At 59.7% G+C, this 14,777-nt stretch carries 15 protein-coding genes; 10 read left to right on the top strand and 5 right to left on the bottom strand.

Annotated features, from left to right (window positions below; genetic code table 11):
* The first annotated feature begins 2 nt into the window (after nucleotides 1-2).
* Nucleotides 3-485 carry a DUF523 domain-containing protein gene (locus AOA61_RS10440; protein WP_099601715.1) on the top strand — a complete coding sequence of 161 codons (483 nt, stop codon included), beginning with the start codon at nucleotides 3-5 and terminating at the stop codon, nucleotides 483-485.
* On the opposite strand, the gene AOA61_RS10435 is transcribed toward AOA61_RS10440, so the two are convergent.
* Nucleotides 436-960, bottom strand: a complete 525-nt coding sequence (locus tag AOA61_RS10435) for a transporter substrate-binding domain-containing protein (protein WP_099601714.1) — start codon at nucleotides 958-960, stop codon at nucleotides 436-438. The two genes, AOA61_RS10440 and AOA61_RS10435, sit on opposite strands and share 50 nt — an antisense overlap.
* A 134-nt stretch (nucleotides 961-1,094) precedes the next feature.
* Between AOA61_RS10435 and AOA61_RS10430 the strand changes: the two genes are divergently transcribed.
* Nucleotides 1,095-1,535 carry a DUF4399 domain-containing protein gene (locus AOA61_RS10430; protein WP_032884216.1) on the top strand — a complete coding sequence of 147 codons (441 nt, stop codon included), beginning with the start codon at nucleotides 1,095-1,097 and terminating at the stop codon, nucleotides 1,533-1,535.
* A 68-nt stretch (nucleotides 1,536-1,603) separates the two neighbouring features.
* Here AOA61_RS10430 and serA read toward each other — a convergent pair whose 3' ends face one another.
* The gene (serA, locus tag AOA61_RS10425) at nucleotides 1,604-2,833 is read right to left on the bottom strand and encodes a phosphoglycerate dehydrogenase (RefSeq protein ID WP_003176761.1); all 1,230 of its coding nucleotides are present in this window, start codon (nucleotides 2,831-2,833) and stop codon (nucleotides 1,604-1,606) included.
* Nucleotides 2,834-3,038: 205 nt separating this feature from the next.
* Between serA and AOA61_RS10415 the strand changes: the two genes are divergently transcribed.
* From AOA61_RS10415 to AOA61_RS10400, 4 genes are all read left to right on the top strand, one after another.
* Nucleotides 3,039-4,433 carry an FAD-binding oxidoreductase gene (locus tag AOA61_RS10415; RefSeq protein WP_032884215.1) on the top strand — a complete coding sequence of 465 codons (1,395 nt, stop codon included), beginning with the start codon at nucleotides 3,039-3,041 and terminating at the stop codon, nucleotides 4,431-4,433.
* A gap of 23 nt (nucleotides 4,434-4,456) precedes the next feature.
* Nucleotides 4,457-5,122 carry a fumarylacetoacetate hydrolase family protein gene (locus tag AOA61_RS10410; protein WP_032884213.1) on the top strand — a complete coding sequence of 222 codons (666 nt, stop codon included), beginning with the start codon at nucleotides 4,457-4,459 and terminating at the stop codon, nucleotides 5,120-5,122.
* Nucleotides 5,123-5,373: 251 nt separating this feature from the next.
* Nucleotides 5,374-6,300, top strand: a complete 927-nt coding sequence (locus AOA61_RS10405; protein WP_032884211.1) for an SdiA-regulated domain-containing protein — start codon at nucleotides 5,374-5,376, stop codon at nucleotides 6,298-6,300.
* 120 nt (nucleotides 6,301-6,420) lie between these two features.
* Nucleotides 6,421-7,335, top strand: a complete 915-nt coding sequence (locus AOA61_RS10400) for an SdiA-regulated domain-containing protein (RefSeq protein ID WP_032884208.1) — start codon at nucleotides 6,421-6,423, stop codon at nucleotides 7,333-7,335.
* Between the two features lie 51 nt (nucleotides 7,336-7,386).
* Here AOA61_RS10400 and rpiA read toward each other — a convergent pair whose 3' ends face one another.
* A complete protein-coding gene (gene rpiA / locus AOA61_RS10395) occupies nucleotides 7,387-8,058 on the bottom strand; it encodes a ribose-5-phosphate isomerase RpiA (protein WP_017253881.1) in 672 nt (223 codons plus the stop codon).
* 136 nt (nucleotides 8,059-8,194) lie between these two features.
* Between rpiA and ilvA the strand changes: the two genes are divergently transcribed.
* Both ilvA and AOA61_RS10385 read left to right on the top strand, forming a co-directional pair.
* Nucleotides 8,195-9,709 (top strand): threonine ammonia-lyase, biosynthetic, encoded by a 1,515-nt coding sequence (gene ilvA / locus AOA61_RS10390; RefSeq protein WP_099601713.1) that lies wholly within the window; start codon nucleotides 8,195-8,197, stop codon nucleotides 9,707-9,709.
* A gap of 42 nt (nucleotides 9,710-9,751) precedes the next feature.
* Nucleotides 9,752-10,165, top strand: coding sequence for a DUF2269 family protein (locus tag AOA61_RS10385; RefSeq protein ID WP_099601712.1), 414 nt, complete (start codon nucleotides 9,752-9,754; stop codon nucleotides 10,163-10,165).
* A gap of 149 nt (nucleotides 10,166-10,314) precedes the next feature.
* Here the strand turns inward: AOA61_RS10385 and AOA61_RS10380 are convergent, their stop codons facing one another.
* Nucleotides 10,315-10,974 (bottom strand): HAD family phosphatase, encoded by a 660-nt coding sequence (locus tag AOA61_RS10380; RefSeq protein ID WP_032884204.1) that lies wholly within the window; start codon nucleotides 10,972-10,974, stop codon nucleotides 10,315-10,317.
* Between the two features lie 143 nt (nucleotides 10,975-11,117).
* On the opposite strand from AOA61_RS10380, the gene AOA61_RS10375 reads away from it, so the two are divergent.
* Together AOA61_RS10375 and ptsP are read left to right on the top strand one after the other, a co-directional pair.
* Nucleotides 11,118-11,597 (top strand): RNA pyrophosphohydrolase, encoded by a 480-nt coding sequence (locus AOA61_RS10375; RefSeq protein WP_003176750.1) that lies wholly within the window; start codon nucleotides 11,118-11,120, stop codon nucleotides 11,595-11,597.
* A 22-nt stretch (nucleotides 11,598-11,619) separates the two neighbouring features.
* Nucleotides 11,620-13,899, top strand: a complete 2,280-nt coding sequence (gene ptsP, locus AOA61_RS10370) for a phosphoenolpyruvate--protein phosphotransferase (RefSeq protein WP_032884201.1) — start codon at nucleotides 11,620-11,622, stop codon at nucleotides 13,897-13,899.
* Nucleotides 13,900-14,025: 126 nt separating this feature from the next.
* On the opposite strand, the gene AOA61_RS10365 is transcribed toward ptsP, so the two are convergent.
* The gene (locus tag AOA61_RS10365; RefSeq protein ID WP_099601711.1) at nucleotides 14,026-14,772 is read right to left on the bottom strand and encodes an NRDE family protein; all 747 of its coding nucleotides are present in this window, start codon (nucleotides 14,770-14,772) and stop codon (nucleotides 14,026-14,028) included.
* Between the last annotated feature and the right edge of the window lie 5 nt (nucleotides 14,773-14,777).

The following is a 14,777-nucleotide window of genomic DNA, read 5'->3' as shown; positions in this document are numbered from 1 at the left end:
TCATGCAAAAGATACTGATCAGCCGCTGCCTGCTCGGGCACAAGGTGCGTTATGACGGCGGAGCCAGCGGGCCGTTCGATCAACTGGCTGCGTGGCAGGCCGAAGGCCGTGTGGTTGCGATCTGCCCGGAAGTGTCGGGCGGTTTGCCGACGCCCAGGCCCTCTGCCGAAATTCCCGGCGGGCAAGGCATCGATGTCTGGGAAGGTCGCGCCAAAGTACTGACTGCCGAGGGCGAAGACTTCAGCGCCGCCTTCCTAGACGGCGCCCGCCAAGCGTTGGCGCTGGTGCAGCGCCACAACATCCGCGTCGCCATCTTAAAGGCCAATAGCCCATCCTGCGGCAATCTGCTGACCTATGACGGCACCTTCACCGGCGTAAAGGTGAGCGGCGAGGGCGTCACGGCGGCGCTGCTCAAACGCCATGGGGTGCGGGTGTTCAGTGAGCTGGAGTTGCCGGAGGCGGCAAAGGCGTTGGCGCTTCTGTAGAGGCATCCCCCTCTAACCACTTCTGCGACAGCGCTTTCAACCGGCCATCGTCCTTCACCCGCTTCAACGCCCCGTCCAGGCTGGTCTTGAACGCCGGGTTGCCTTTCTGGAACGGGATTGCCAGCTCGGGTTTCTCGCTATAAGCCTCGCTGAAATCGAACTGATCCTTAAGCTCGGCAGTCAGAGCGATATGGTTGATGGCCACGTCGTATTTGCCGGTGGCAACCCCTGGCAGCAGGTCGGCGCCATCAGTGGTGATAAACGAGGGGCGCACGTCCATTTCTTTAGCCAGCAGTTCTCCGAGTTCGACTTCAAAACCGGTGAGTTTTTCGCCTTCCTTGAAGTTATAGGGCGGGGTGTTGGCTTCAAGGGCGATGCGCAGTTCACCGCGATCATTGACGTCGTCGATCAGTTCGGCATGAGCCAAGGGGCTCAGAAGGGGAAGCAAAAGTAACAGGCCAGGCGAAAAGCGCATGGTCACTCCTAAAGAATTCGAATGTGCGAGACGCCGTTCAGCATCGCTTTGCTATGGTGGTGAGTGACTTGGACAGCAATTTATCGCGAAGTTGTCATAACCCTACAGATTTCACAGAAAAACTGGAGAAGCGAATGAAAGCCCTTTTGTCCCGTGCAACGATTGCCAGCCTGTTGCTAGGTGCCTCGGTGTTGGCAAATGCCGCTGATGTGCCTCGTACCCCAGCACCCAAGGGCGCGGAGGTGTTTATCGTCTCGCCCAAAGATGGCGCCACCGTCGACAAAACCTTCACTGTCAAATTCGGCGTCAAGGGCCTGGACCTGGAGCCGATCGACAAGCAAGTGCCTAACGCCGGCCACCACCACTTGCTGGTAGACCAGGACGTGCAGTCGCTTAAAGCCGACGAAGCCATCCCGGCCACTGCAACTTCGATTCACTTCGGCAAGGCGCAAACCGAAACCGAACTGACCCTGACTCCAGGCAAGCACACCCTGCAGCTGGTAGCTGGCGACAACGTGCATCGCCAGTTCGAACCCACTGTAGCGTCGAAAGTGATCACGGTTAACGTCAAGTAAGATTTGTTCAGACAAAAAAATGGGAGGCCCCTGCGGGTCTCCCATTTTTTTGTGCAGCGTTTAAAGCGTTAGAACAACACGCGGCTACGGATAGTGCCGTTGATGTGCTGCAGCTTCTCTTGCGCCAGGTCCGAGTACTCGGCGTCGACGTCGATCACCACGTAGCCAACCTTCTCGTTGGTCTGCAGGAACTGACCGGAGATGTTGATGCCGTTTTCCGCGAAGACCTTGTTGATCTCCATCATCACGCCAGGGATGTTCTGGTGGATGTGCAGCAGACGGTGTTTGCCAGGGTGAGCCGGCAGGGCCACTTCCGGGAAGTTCACAGACGATACCGACGTACCGTTGTCGCTGTACTTGACCAGCTTTTCCGAGACTTCCAGGCCGATGTTGGCCTGCGCTTCAGCGGTGGAGCCGCCGATATGCGGAGTCAGGATCACGTTGTCCAGGCCACGCAGTGGGCTTTCGAAGATATCGTCGTTGGAGCGAGGCTCCACCGGGAACACGTCGATGGCGGCGCCGATCAGGTGCTTGTCCTTGATCGCGTCGGCCAGGGCGTCCAGCTCGACCACAGTGCCGCGCGCGGCGTTGATCAGGATGCCGCCTTTCTTGATGGCGCGGATTTCCTTCTCGCCGATCATCCACTGGGTCTCAGCGGTTTCCGGAACGTGCAGGGTCACGATATCGGACATGCCCAGCAGCTCGGTCAGGCTCGACACCTGGGTAGCGTTGCCCAATGGCAGCTTGGTCAGGGTGTCGTAGAAGAACACCTGCATGCCCAGGCCTTCAGCCAGTACCGACAGCTGAGTGCCGATCGAGCCATAACCGACGATGCCCAGCTTCTTGCCGCGGATTTCGAAGGAGTTGGCCGCGCTTTTGATCCAGCCGCCACGGTGGCAGGAAGCGTTCTTCTCCGGGATGCCGCGCAGCAGCAGGATGGCCTCGGCCAGCACCAGCTCCGCAACGGAACGGGTGTTGGAGTACGGTGCGTTGAACACCGCGATGCCGCGTTCGCGCGCAGCGTTGAGGTCGACCTGGTTGGTGCCGATGCAGAAACAGCCGACAGCCACGAGTTTCTTGGCGTGATCGAAGATTTCTTCGGTCAGCTGAGTGCGGGAGCGAATGCCGATGAAGTGCGCGTCGGCGATCTTTTCCTTGAGCTGGGCTTCCGGCAGAGAACTGGTGATGTACTCAATGCTGGTGTACCCGGCGGCTTTCAGAACGTCGACAGCCGATGGGTGGACGCCTTCCAGAAGAAGGAACTTGATCTTGCTCTTATCGAGAGAAGTCTTGCTCATCTGCGTAAACCTGTATCCCGGAGAAAAATGGCAGGGAATCGAGCAGCGCAAGCTGACCCGGACGGCAGGAAAGCCGTCACCGCAGAAACGCCCTTGGGCTCTGTCCTGCGGGGGCGGTATGCTAGCATACGCGCCCCGCTAAACACCTATTCCTGCGACGTGAAGCGTTCTCAGGATGACCATGAATTGTTCGAGAGTTCTGTCGATGACCCATCCTGCCCTGATTGATGAGCTAAAGACCCTGGTTGAGCCCGGCAAAGTGCTGACCGACGCCGACTCCCTGGAGACTTACGGCAAGGATTGGACCAAGCACTTCGCACCCGCGCCTACCGCCATCGTGTTCCCCAAGACCATCGAGCAGGTACAGGCCATTGTCCGTTGGGCCAATGAGCACAAGGTGGCACTGGTGCCGTCTGGCGGTCGCACTGGCCTGTCTGCAGCTGCTGTTGCGGCCAATGGCGAAGTGGTCGTGTCCTTCGACTATATGAACCAGATTCTGGACGTGAACCTCACCGACCGCACCGCCGTGTGCCAGCCGGGCGTGGTCACAAAGCAGTTGCAGAACGTCGCCGAAGAAAAAGGCCTGTACTACCCGGTGGACTTCGCCTCGTCCGGTTCCAGCCAGATTGGCGGCAATATCGGCACCAATGCCGGCGGGATCAAGGTTATTCGCTACGGCATGACCCGTAACTGGGTCGCCGGCATGAAAGTCGTCACCGGCAAAGGCGATGTGCTGGAACTGAACCGCGACTTAATCAAGAACGCCACCGGCTACGACATGCGCCAGCTGTTCATTGGCGCTGAAGGCACCCTGGGTTTTGTGGTCGAGGCCACCATGCGCCTGGACCGTGCGCCGAAGAACCTGACCGCCATGGTGCTTGGCACCACCGACTTCGACTCGATCATGCCGGTGCTGCACGCGTTCCAGAGCAAGCTGGACCTGACCGCGTTCGAGTTCTTCTCCGACAAAGCCCTGGCCAAAGTGCTGGGTCGTGGCGATGTGCCGGCACCGTTTGAAACCGAGTGCCCGTTCTACGCACTGCTGGAATTCGAAGCCACCACCGAAGAGGTCGCCAACCACGCGCTGGAAACCTTCGAGCACTGTGTCGAACAGGGCTGGGTGCTGGACGGCGTGATGAGCCAGAGCGAAACCCAACTGCACAACCTGTGGAAACTGCGCGAGTACATCTCCGAGACCATTTCCCACTGGACGCCGTACAAGAACGATATCTCAGTCACTGTCTCCAAAGTGCCAGCGTTCTTGAAAGAAATCGACGCGATCGTCGGCGAACACTATCCGGACTTCGAAATCGTCTGGTTTGGCCACATCGGTGACGGCAACCTGCACTTGAACATTCTCAAGCCGGAAAGCCTGAGCAAGGACGAGTTCTTCGCCAAATGCGCCACCGTGAACAAATGGGTGTTCGAGACCGTTGAGAAATACAACGGCTCTATCTCCGCCGAACACGGCGTGGGCATGACCAAGCGCGATTACCTGACGTACAGCCGTTCGCCGGTCGAAATTGAATACATGAAGGCCGTCAAAGCAGTGTTCGACCCGAACGGGATCATGAACCCTGGCAAGATCTTCGCTGTTTAACCGCCCCCCGAAGGAGTCGTTCCATGAGCTACCAGCACAAGTATGTCGACGGCACCAACATCCACTTCCCGGTGGGTAAAGTGGTGTGCATTGGCCGTAACTACGCCGAACATGCCAAGGAACTGGATAATCCAGTGCCGACCGAACCGTTGCTGTTCATCAAGCCCGGCAGCTGTGTCGTGGCGCTGGAAGGCGGTTTTGCCATCCCTGCCGACCGTGGTTCGGTGCACTACGAAGCGGAAATCGCGGTATTGATCGGCAAGCCGTTGTCGAACAAGCCAAGCCGTGAAGAAGTGCTGGACGCCATCTCCGGCTTCGCCCCGGCCCTGGACCTGACACTGCGTGACAAACAGGCCGAGCTGAAAGCCAAGGGCCTGCCGTGGGAAATTGCCAAATCCTTCGACGGCGCGGCAGTGATCGCACCGTTCGTGGTGGGCAGCACTTTCCCGGACGTGACCGATATCGGCATTCGCCTGACCATCAACGGCGAAGTGCGCCAGGACGGCAACAGCTCGCAGATGCTCAACCCGATCATCCCGATGATCCAGCACATGGCCGGCTGCTTCTCGCTGCAGGCTGGTGATGTGATTCTCACCGGCACCCCGGCTGGCGTGGGTCCGCTGAATGTGGGTGATGAGTTGGTGTTGGAATTGGCGGGCGTGAATCGCTTCGACAGCAGCGTTCGATAAGCACCTGGCCAACGCGGTCAAACCTGTGGGAGGGGGCTTGCCTCCGATGGCGGTGTATCAGTTAAGTGGATGTTGACTGACGCGCTGCTATCGGGGGCAAGCCCCCTCCCACATTGGAGTTGTGTCGGCCGGTAAAGCCCCGGGTTTTTGCATTTTTTTCACACGCCATCCGGATAATCCCCAGCCTCCAGAGCGCGGGCCCGTCGATCCTGTGCTATCACCTAACGCTGACTTTCCGGAAAAAGCGCCCCATGGCCGTGTCCCTGCCCTCCGCCACACCCAAGCCGCGTTCCCGTTTTGCCCTGCGCTGGTATTCCTGGCTGTTTCTGGCGGGGGCCATCTTTTATGGCGTTGCCTGGGCCATGCATTGGGATGACCGCGGCGTGCTGTGGTTGCTGGAGCGCTTCGAGACGCCCACCGAGCGCAGTGAAAGCGTATGGCTGCCGGACTACCACGCGGTCATCGACGCCAAGGTGTTACCGGGAATGGAGAAGGACGAAGCCTCGGACGTCGCCTACAACCCGCAGACCAAAACGCTGTTTTCCGTCATGGGCAAAAACCCGTTCCTCGTTGAGTTGAGCCTGCAAGGCGATGTGCTCCGCAAGATGCCGCTCAATGGCTGGGAAAATCCGGAAGGCGTAACGGTCCTGGAAAACGGGCTGATGGCAGTGGTCGACGAGCGCCAGCACAGCCTTACCATCGTCAAGGTCGACGCGACGACCCAACAGTTGAACAAGGCTGATTTCCAAGCCTACGACCTGGGCCCGTCCAAAGATCAGAACAAAGCTTTTGAGGCGATCACCTGGGACAAGCGCAACCAGCAACTGGTGTTGGGCGAAGAGCGCCCGCCGGCATTGTTTACCTGGAAAAGCGACGGCAGCCAGATCCTGAACGGCGATAAACAAAAACTCGCCAGCAAAGAACTGGACATGCGCAACCTCTCGGCCCTGGCTGTCGATCCGCGCACCGGCCACCTCCTTGCGCTTTCGGCCGACTCTCACCTGTTGCTGGAGCTGGACGAGAAGGGCGAACAAGTCAGCTTCATGACCTTGCTGGGCGGCTTCAATGGTCTCAACAAAACCATTCCTCGTGCGGAAGGGGTGACCATGGATGAGGAAGGCACTCTGTACATAGTGAGTGAGCCGAATCTGTTCTATCGTTTCGAAAAGCAGAAATAATCGACCAGTTACGTCGGATATTTCTCTATCAGCGGCATTCGCCAGACATCCGGGCGCGTTTAAGTTTAAATTCAGACAGGCGTGATATTCATTCGCCACTTTTGATTTTGAGCCCGCCCAATGCGCCGACTTGCCCGCCCCAAGCCCATTCTTTTTCTGTTCGTGCTGATCGCCCTGATCTGCGCCGGGGTCGCTGGGCAGCACTTTCGCTTGTTCGAGCGCGCTTGGTTCAATTGGCAGACATGGCGTCATCCCGCCGATGAGCGTTCCATTGGCCTCGCCGATTACCGGGTAACGCTGGAGGCCCAAGTCATCGAGGGGCTCGATGACGATGTATCGGCACTCACCTATGACCCTGTGCGCAAAAGCCTGTTTACCGTGACCAATCAAAACGCCGAACTGATCGAGTTGTCGCTGGACGGCAAGATCCTGCGGCGCATTCCCTTGGTGGGATTTGGTGATGCCGAGGCCGTGGAGTTCATCAGCGACAACATCTATGTCATCACCGATGAACGCCAACAGCGCCTGATCAAGGTGCATGTTGACGACGACACCCAGTTCCTCGACGCCGCGGATGCAGAGCAAATGACCCTGGGCCTGCATGTAGGTGGCAACAAGGGCTTTGAGGGGTTGGCCTATGACTCAGTGGGCAAGCGCCTGTTCGTGGCCAAGGAGCGCGATCCGATGTTGATCTATGAGGTCCACGGGTTTCCTCATTTCAAGCCGGAAAAAACCTACTCGGTGCACGTGATCAATAACCCCAAGCGTGACGCCGGGCTATTTGTACGCGATCTGTCGAGCCTGCAATACGACGAGCGCAGCGGCCATCTGCTGGCGCTGTCGGATGAGTCATTTTTGGTGTTGGAACTGGATATCGACGGTCGCCCATTGAGCAGTCTTTCTCTACTCAATGGGCGCCATGGCCTGAAAAAACGTGTGCCTCAGGCCGAAGGGATCGCCATGGACGACGAAGGTACGTTGTACCTGGTCAGCGAGCCGAACCTGTTCTACGTGTTCAAGAAACCCAGTCCCTGACACACCGCCATTCGGGGGCAGGCCCCCTCCCACGTTGGATTGGTGGTGTCCTCAGGCCTTGAGGGTTTTCACGCCTTCGGAAGTGCCCAAGAGCAGCACATCCGCCGGACGCGCAGCGAACAGGCCGTTGGTGACCACGCCGACGATGGCATTGATCTGCGTTTCAAGCTCCACCGGATTGGTGATCTGCATATTGAATACGTCGAGGATGATGTTGCCGTTGTCGGTCAGCACGCCTTCGCGGTACACCGGATCGCCGCCCAGCTTCACCAGCTCGCGGGCCACGTGGCTGCGGGCCATCGGGATGACTTCCACCGGCAGCGGGAATGCGCCGAGCACCGGTACCAGCTTGCTGGCGTCGGCGATGCAGATGAAGGTCTTGGCCACGGCCGCGACGATCTTCTCGCGAGTCAGGGCTGCGCCGCCGCCCTTGATCAGGTTCAGGTGCGCATCGCTCTCATCGGCGCCGTCGACATAGAACTCCAGGTCGCTCACGGTGTTGAGCTCGTACACCGGAATCCCATGGCCTTTCAGGCGTGCGGCAGTGGCTTCGGAGCTGGCCACGGCGCCATCGAACGCACCCTTGTGCTGGGCCAGCGCATCGATAAAGCAGTTGGCAGTGGAGCCGGTGCCGACACCGACGATGCTTTTGTCGTCGAGTTTAGGAAGGATTAAATCGACAGCGGCCTGGGCCACTGCCTGTTTGAGTTGATCCTGGGTCATGCGGGCTCCGGAACGGGCGGGGAGTAAAGAGGGGCGCGAGTATAACCCAACAAAACCTCGGGATTCGTGTGGTCGTACGGCCAAAAGCCGGGTTAGACTCCTCGGCCCTGCCCAACTCGCCCAGTGATTCCCGCCGATGCTTGAACAGTACGTCAAAAAGATCCTCACCTCGCGCGTTTACGACGTTGCCGTAGAAACCCCGCTGCAGACGGCCCGCCAGCTCTCCGAGCGGCTGGGCAACAAGGTCTGGCTCAAGCGCGAAGACTTGCAGCCGGTGTTCTCGTTCAAGATTCGCGGCGCGTACAACAAGCTGACTCAGTTGACGGCTGAAGAGCGCGCACGCGGCGTAGTCACGGCGTCGGCGGGCAACCATGCGCAGGGCCTGGCCCTGGCGGCCAAGGTGCTGGGGGTCAAGGCCACTATTGTGATGCCCAAGACCACCCCTGAGATCAAGGTCGAAGGCGTGCGCTCTCGCGGCGGTAAAGTGGTGCTGCATGGCGACTCTTTCCCAGAGGCGCTGGCCTACTCGCTGAAACTGGTCGACGAGAAAGGCTACGTCTACATTCACCCCTACGATGATCCGCACACCATTGCCGGGCAGGGCACCGTGGCGATGGAGATTCTGCGCCAGCATCCAGGGCCGCTGGATGCGATCTTCGTACCCGTGGGTGGCGGTGGTTTGATCGCGGGCATCGCGGCGTACGTGAAATACCTGCGCCCGGAAATCAAGGTCATCGGCGTCGAGCCGGACGACTCCAACTGCCTGCAAGCTGCCATGGCCGCGGGTGAGCGCGTGGTCTTGCCGACGGTTGGGATCTTTGCCGACGGCGTGGCGGTGGCGCAGATCGGTCAGCACACCTTTGAAATCTGCAAAGACTATGTCGACGAAGTGATCACCGTGAGCACCGATGAAATCTGTGCGGCGATCAAGGACATCTACGACGATACCCGCTCCATCACCGAGCCAGCAGGCGCGTTGGGTGTGGCCGGGATCAAGAAGTACGTTGAGACCCGTGGTGTCAGCGGCCAGGCGTTCGTCGCCATCGACTCCGGGGCCAACGTCAACTTCGACCGCCTGCGCCACGTGGCTGAGCGCGCTGAGTTGGGTGAAGGCCGTGAAGCCATCATCGCCGTGACCATTCCTGAGAAACCGGGCAGTTTCAAGGCGTTCTGCGAGGCCGTGGGCAAGCGCCAGATCACCGAATTTAACTACCGCTACCACTCCGGCAGCGAGGCGCACATCTTTGTCGGCGTGCAGACCCACCCGGAAACCGACCCGCGCAGCGCGCTGATCGCCAGCCTCACCGAGCAGGGTTTCCCGGTGCTCGACCTGACCGAGAACGAACTGGCCAAGCTGCACATCCGCCATATGGTCGGTGGGCATGCCGCGCACGTCAGCAATGAAGTGGTGTTTCGCTTTGAGTTCCCGGAGCGTCCGGGGGCACTGTTCAACTTTCTTAACAAGTTGGGCGGGCGCTGGAATATCTCGATGTTCCACTATCGCAACCACGGCGCGGCTGATGGTCGTGTGGTCGCCGGCCTGCAAGTGCCGGCGAACGAGCGTCACCTGGTACCGGCAGCGCTGGAGGCGATTGGCTACCCGTATTGGGATGAAAGTGATAACCCGGCCTACAAACTGTTCCTCGGTTGAGCGACTACGCTGATTGGGGGCAGCCTCTAAGGAATACGAAACATGGAAACCCTGATCACCCTGAAAGTTGTCCACATCGCGGCCACCGTGGTGGTGTTGCTCAGCGGCCTTGGCTTGGCGCTACTGGCCTGGCGTAAACGCAGCGCCGGCCCAGCCGTCACCGTGCAGCGCCCGTGGGCGTTTGTGTGGCTGCTGATGGGTATTTGTATGGTGAGCATGCCGTTCACCGGCTGGTGGCTGGTACACCTGACTGGCTGGCCATTGGGGCAGACCTGGATCCTGGGCTCCAGCATCCTCTATACCGTGGCGGCGCTGGCGTGGTTCTGGCTGGTGGCACGGCTCAATCGCTTGCGCAAAGGCGAGGGCGGCAGCCTGAATTTCACCCTGGTGCTGGCGGTGGTGAGCCTGGTGGGTTTTGTGGCGATTGCCGGGCTCATGGGCGCCAAGCCGGTTTAACGCGGTGAGGGCTTCTGTGGTGAGCCGGCTTGCCCCGCGCTGAGCTGCGAAGCGGCCCTGACAAAGGCCCGCATTTTTCCTGATAAGACCGGTTGGCAGGTTTTGGGGCTGCTTCGCAGCCCAGCGCGGGGCAAGCCCGCTCACCACGGTTACTCGCTACGCAGCGTAATCACCGGCCAACCACGCTTCTCGGCTTCAGCGCGCAGATTCGGATCCGGATCCACCGCCACCGGATGCGTCACTTGTTCCAATAGCGGCAGGTCATTCATCGAGTCGCTATAGAAGTAGCTGTCTTCCAGGCTATACCCCGTTTCTTCCAACCAACGATTCAAGCGCGTCACCTTGCCTTCTCGGAAGCACGGCACGTCAGTGCTGCGCCCGGTGTATCGGCCATTTTCCATCTCGCACTCGGTGGCGATGAGGGTTTCAACGCCCAGGCGTGCGGCAATTGGCGCGGTGACGAAACGGTTGGTGGCGGTGATGATCACCAGCTTGTCGCCAGCGGCGCGGTGCTTGGCCAGCAGTTCGACGGCCAGTGGCAGCATGATCGGCTCGATGCAGTCGCGCATATAGTCGTTGTGCCACTCATCCAGTTGGGCCATTTCGGTGCGGCCGAGGATTTCCAGGCAGAAATTCAGGTAGGCGGCGTTGTCCAGCTTGCCGGCCAGGTAGTCCTGATAGAACTCGTCGTTGCGGGCCTTGTAGGCTACCGGGTCGAGAATCCCGCGTTCGCACAGGTAATCGCCCCACGCGTGGTCGCTGTCACCGCCGATAAGGGTGTTGTCCAAGTCGAATAAAGCCAGGCGCATTGCAGTTACTCGCTGAAAAGTCTGTAAAAAGGCGTCCAGAATACGGTCTTTTCACAAGAGTGCACATAAGCTAAGAAGCCTCGTTGCCGCTTGCGCAACCTTTGTGGAACAATGCGGCGACATGCGTTTGCGAGGTTGTTGCCGTGATCGACCCCGATGGTTTCCGTCCTAATGTCGGGATTATTCTTACGAATGATGCCGGACAGGTGCTATGGGCTCGCCGAATCAACCAAGATGCCTGGCAGTTTCCTCAAGGCGGAATCAACCCCGACGAAACCCCTGAAGACGCCTTGTACCGTGAGTTGAACGAAGAAGTCGGCCTTGAGCGCGAAGATGTGCAGATTCTGGCCTGTACCCGTGGCTGGTTGCGCTATCGTTTGCCGCAACGCCTGGTGCGTACCCACAGCCAACCGCTGTGCATCGGCCAGAAGCAGAAATGGTTTCTCCTGCGCCTGATCTCCAACGAGCAGCGGGTGCGGATGGATTTGACCGGTAAACCGGAGTTCGATGGCTGGCGTTGGGTCAGCTATTGGTACCCGTTGGGCCAGGTGGTGACATTCAAGCGCGAGGTTTATCGTCGCGCTCTCAAAGAGCTTGCCCCGCGCCTTTTAGCGCGCGACTGACGACGGAGTTCGACCCCGAGCCATGCTCAATACGCTGCGCAAGATCGTCCAGGAAGTTAACTCCGCCAAGGATCTCAAGGCGGCGTTGGGGATTATTGTGTTGCGCGTCAAGGAAGCCATGGGCAGCCAGGTCTGCTCGGTTTACCTGCTGGACCCAGAGACCAACCGTTTTGTGCTGATGGCCACGGAGGGCTTGAACAAGCGCTCCATCGGCAAAGTCAGCATGGCGCCCAATGAAGGTCTGGTGGGCCTGGTGGGGACGCGTGAAGAACCCCTCAACCTTGAAAACGCGGCCGATCACCCGCGTTATCGCTACTTTGCCGAAACCGGCGAAGAGCGCTACGCGTCATTCCTCGGCGCACCGATCATTCACCACCGCCGCGTTGTCGGCGTGTTGGTCATCCAGCAAAAAGAACGCCGCCAGTTCGACGAAGGTGAAGAAGCCTTCCTCGTGACCATGAGCGCGCAGCTCGCCGGGGTTATTGCCCACGCCGAGGCCACGGGTTCGATTCGCGGCCTGGGCCGTCAGGGCAAGGGCATCCAGGAAGCCAAGTTCGTCGGCGTACCGGGTTCGCCGGGTGCTGCCGTCGGTACGGCGGTGGTCATGCTGCCACCGGCCGACCTCGATGTGGTGCCGGACAAGACCGTCAACGACATCGACGCCGAAATCAAACTGTTCAAGACCGCCTTGGAAGGCGTGCGCGCCGACATGCGCAACCTGTCGACAAAGCTGGCCACCCAGCTGCGCCCTGAAGAACGTGCGCTGTTCGACGTTTACCAGATGATGCTCGACGACGCGTCCCTCGGGAACGAAGTCAAAACCGTGATCAAGACCGGTCAATGGGCCCAGGGCGCACTGCGCCAAGTGGTCACTGATCACGTCAACCGTTTCGAATTGATGGACGACGCCTACCTGCGCGAGCGTGCCTCGGATGTGCGCGACCTGGGTCGCCGTCTGCTGGCTTACCTGCAGGAAGACCGCACTACCAACCTGGTCTACCCCGACAACACCATCCTGATCAGTGAAGAACTGACCGCCACCATGCTCGGCGAAGTGCCGGAAGGCAAACTGGTGGGCTTGGTCTCGGTTCTCGGTTCGGGTAACTCCCACGTCGCGATCCTGGCCCGCGCCATGGGCATTCCGACGGTGATGGGCCTGGTGGACCTGCCGTACTCCAAGGTCGATGGCATCGACATGATCGTCGATGGCCATCGTGGTGAAGTCTTCACCAACCCCAGCGACGTGCTGCGCAAGCAATACGCCGAAGTGGTGGAAGAAGAGAAACAACTGGCGCTGGGCCTGGATTCATTGCGCGAGTTGCCGTGCGTGACCACTGATGGTCACCGCGTACCGCTGTTGGTGAATACCGGACTGCTGGCCGACGTGGCCCGGGCGCAGCAGCGCGGCGCCGAGGGCGTGGGGCTGTACCGCACGGAAGTGCCGTTCATGATCAACCAGCGTTTCCCGAGTGAGAAGGAGCAGCTGGCGATTTATCGCGAGCAACTGCAAGCCTTCCACCCGTTGCCGGTGACCATGCGCAGCCTGGACATCGGCGGCGACAAGTCGCTGTCGTATTTCCCGATCAAGGAAGACAACCCCTTCCTCGGCTGGCGCGGCATTCGCGTCACGCTCGACCACCCGGAAATTTTCCTCGTACAGACTCGCGCCATGCTTAAGGCCAGCGAAGGTCTGAACAACCTGCGCATCCTGTTGCCGATGATCTCCGGCACTCATGAGCTGGAGGAGGCGCTGCATTTGATCCACCGCGCCTGGGGCGAGGTGCGCGACGAAGGCGCTGACGTACCGATGCCGCCGATTGGCGTCATGATCGAAATTCCAGCGGCGGTGTACCAGGCCAAAGAACTGGCGCGGCAGGTGGACTTCCTGTCGGTCGGCTCCAACGACCTGACCCAATACCTGCTGGCCGTGGACCGCAACAACCCACGGGTAGCCGATCTCTACGACTATCTGCACCCGGCGGTGCTGCAAGCGCTGCAACACGTAGTGCGCGACGCCCATGCCGAAGGCAAGCCGGTGAGCATCTGCGGTGAAATGGCTGGTGATCCGGCGGCGGCGGTGCTGTTGATGGCGATGGGCTTTGACAGCCTGTCGATGAACGCCACCAACTTGCCGAAGGTGAAGTGGATGTTGCGCCAAGTCGAGCTGAGTATGGCCAAGGATCTGCTGGCGGAGTTGATGACCATCGACAACCCGCAAGTTATCCACAGCTCGCTGCAATTGGCGCTGAAGAACCTTGGGCTGACACGGATGATCAATCCGGCCTCTGCCAAGACTCTCTAACGCCTGGCGGCGATCAAAAATGTGGGAGGGGGCTTGCTCCCGATGGCGGTGTGTCAGTACCAGATATTCTGACTGACACACTGCCATCGGGAGCAAGCCCCCTCCCACATTGGTTTTGTGGTGTGTCTAGAGCGTGAGTTCGACTTCCCCGAGTCGGCCACCATGGGGCCCAAAGCTACGCTCCACCATCCGCCGCGTGCCATCGGCATTTACAATCAGCGCCGTACTCGCCCGTGTTCCATAACTTGGGCTGGCGATAAATACGCTCGATAACAGGCTTTCAGTCGCCAACCCCACGCCGGTATCCGGCAACTCAGCAAAGGGCGCGATCTGCGGATCGCTCAGAATCTCCAGTAGCGCTTCGGGTTGCGGATTGTTCAGCAACTCACTCAGCGCGGCTTTGGCCTTAAGCAGTTTCGGCCAAGGCGTATCCAGCCCTGCGTTGGATAACCCGTACACGCCCGCTTTCAACTGCGTGGGCTCGGTGTGATTGGCGTTGTAATGCCACAACTCATCCCGCGTGCCCACCAGCAGGTTAAACCCGGCGTATTCAATCGATCGGCCGTTAACGTCGGCCAAGTAGTCGTCAATGGGCAGTGAACCACTGAGAAACCGCGCGACCAGTTCGCCGCGTGACTTTCGTGCCGGCGGCTGGTGGGGATCACGGATATTGGTCAGGGCAGCAAATCGCCCATCGGCATTCACGCCAAGCCAAGTGCCGCCTGCTTCCTGATCGCGACCGGCATAGATTTCGGGCGCGTCCGGCCACTGGGCCAGCGGCAGACTGGGGCGGGCATAGAACTCGTCACGGTTGGCCGCGACGATCAGCGGTTGGGCGTGGCCCGGCCGCCAGGCGAAAACAATCAGGCACATCAGGC

It is taken from the genome of Pseudomonas sp. 2995-1, from assembly GCF_002742505.1.
Taxonomy (GTDB): Bacteria; Pseudomonadota; Gammaproteobacteria; order Pseudomonadales; family Pseudomonadaceae; genus Aquipseudomonas; species Aquipseudomonas sivasensis.
The sequence above is the reverse complement of the archived record's forward strand: the minus strand, read 5'-3'. Positions and strand labels throughout refer to the sequence as shown.

Coding starts and splice junctions, on each gene's coding strand:
- AOA61_RS10440 (WP_099601715.1), top strand. CDS start 3: ATGCAAAAGATACTGATCAGCCGCTGCCTGCTCGGGCACAAGGTGCGT.
- AOA61_RS10380 (WP_032884204.1), bottom strand. CDS start 10,974: ATGCGCCTGGCTTTATTCGACTTGGACAACACCCTTATCGGCGGTGAC.
- AOA61_RS10415 (WP_032884215.1), top strand. CDS start 3,039: ATGACCCATCCTGCCCTGATTGATGAGCTAAAGACCCTGGTTGAGCCC.
- ptsP (WP_032884201.1), top strand. CDS start 11,620: ATGCTCAATACGCTGCGCAAGATCGTCCAGGAAGTTAACTCCGCCAAG.
- AOA61_RS10405 (WP_032884211.1), top strand. CDS start 5,374: ATGGCCGTGTCCCTGCCCTCCGCCACACCCAAGCCGCGTTCCCGTTTT.
- AOA61_RS10385 (WP_099601712.1), top strand. CDS start 9,752: ATGGAAACCCTGATCACCCTGAAAGTTGTCCACATCGCGGCCACCGTG.
- AOA61_RS10365 (WP_099601711.1), bottom strand. CDS start 14,772: ATGTGCCTGATTGTTTTCGCCTGGCGGCCGGGCCACGCCCAACCGCTG.
- AOA61_RS10410 (WP_032884213.1), top strand. CDS start 4,457: ATGAGCTACCAGCACAAGTATGTCGACGGCACCAACATCCACTTCCCG.
- ilvA (WP_099601713.1), top strand. CDS start 8,195: ATGCTTGAACAGTACGTCAAAAAGATCCTCACCTCGCGCGTTTACGAC.
- AOA61_RS10400 (WP_032884208.1), top strand. CDS start 6,421: ATGCGCCGACTTGCCCGCCCCAAGCCCATTCTTTTTCTGTTCGTGCTG.
- AOA61_RS10435 (WP_099601714.1), bottom strand. CDS start 960: ATGCGCTTTTCGCCTGGCCTGTTACTTTTGCTTCCCCTTCTGAGCCCC.
- rpiA (WP_017253881.1), bottom strand. CDS start 8,058: ATGACCCAGGATCAACTCAAACAGGCAGTGGCCCAGGCCGCTGTCGAT.
- AOA61_RS10430 (WP_032884216.1), top strand. CDS start 1,095: ATGAAAGCCCTTTTGTCCCGTGCAACGATTGCCAGCCTGTTGCTAGGT.
- serA (WP_003176761.1), bottom strand. CDS start 2,833: ATGAGCAAGACTTCTCTCGATAAGAGCAAGATCAAGTTCCTTCTTCTG.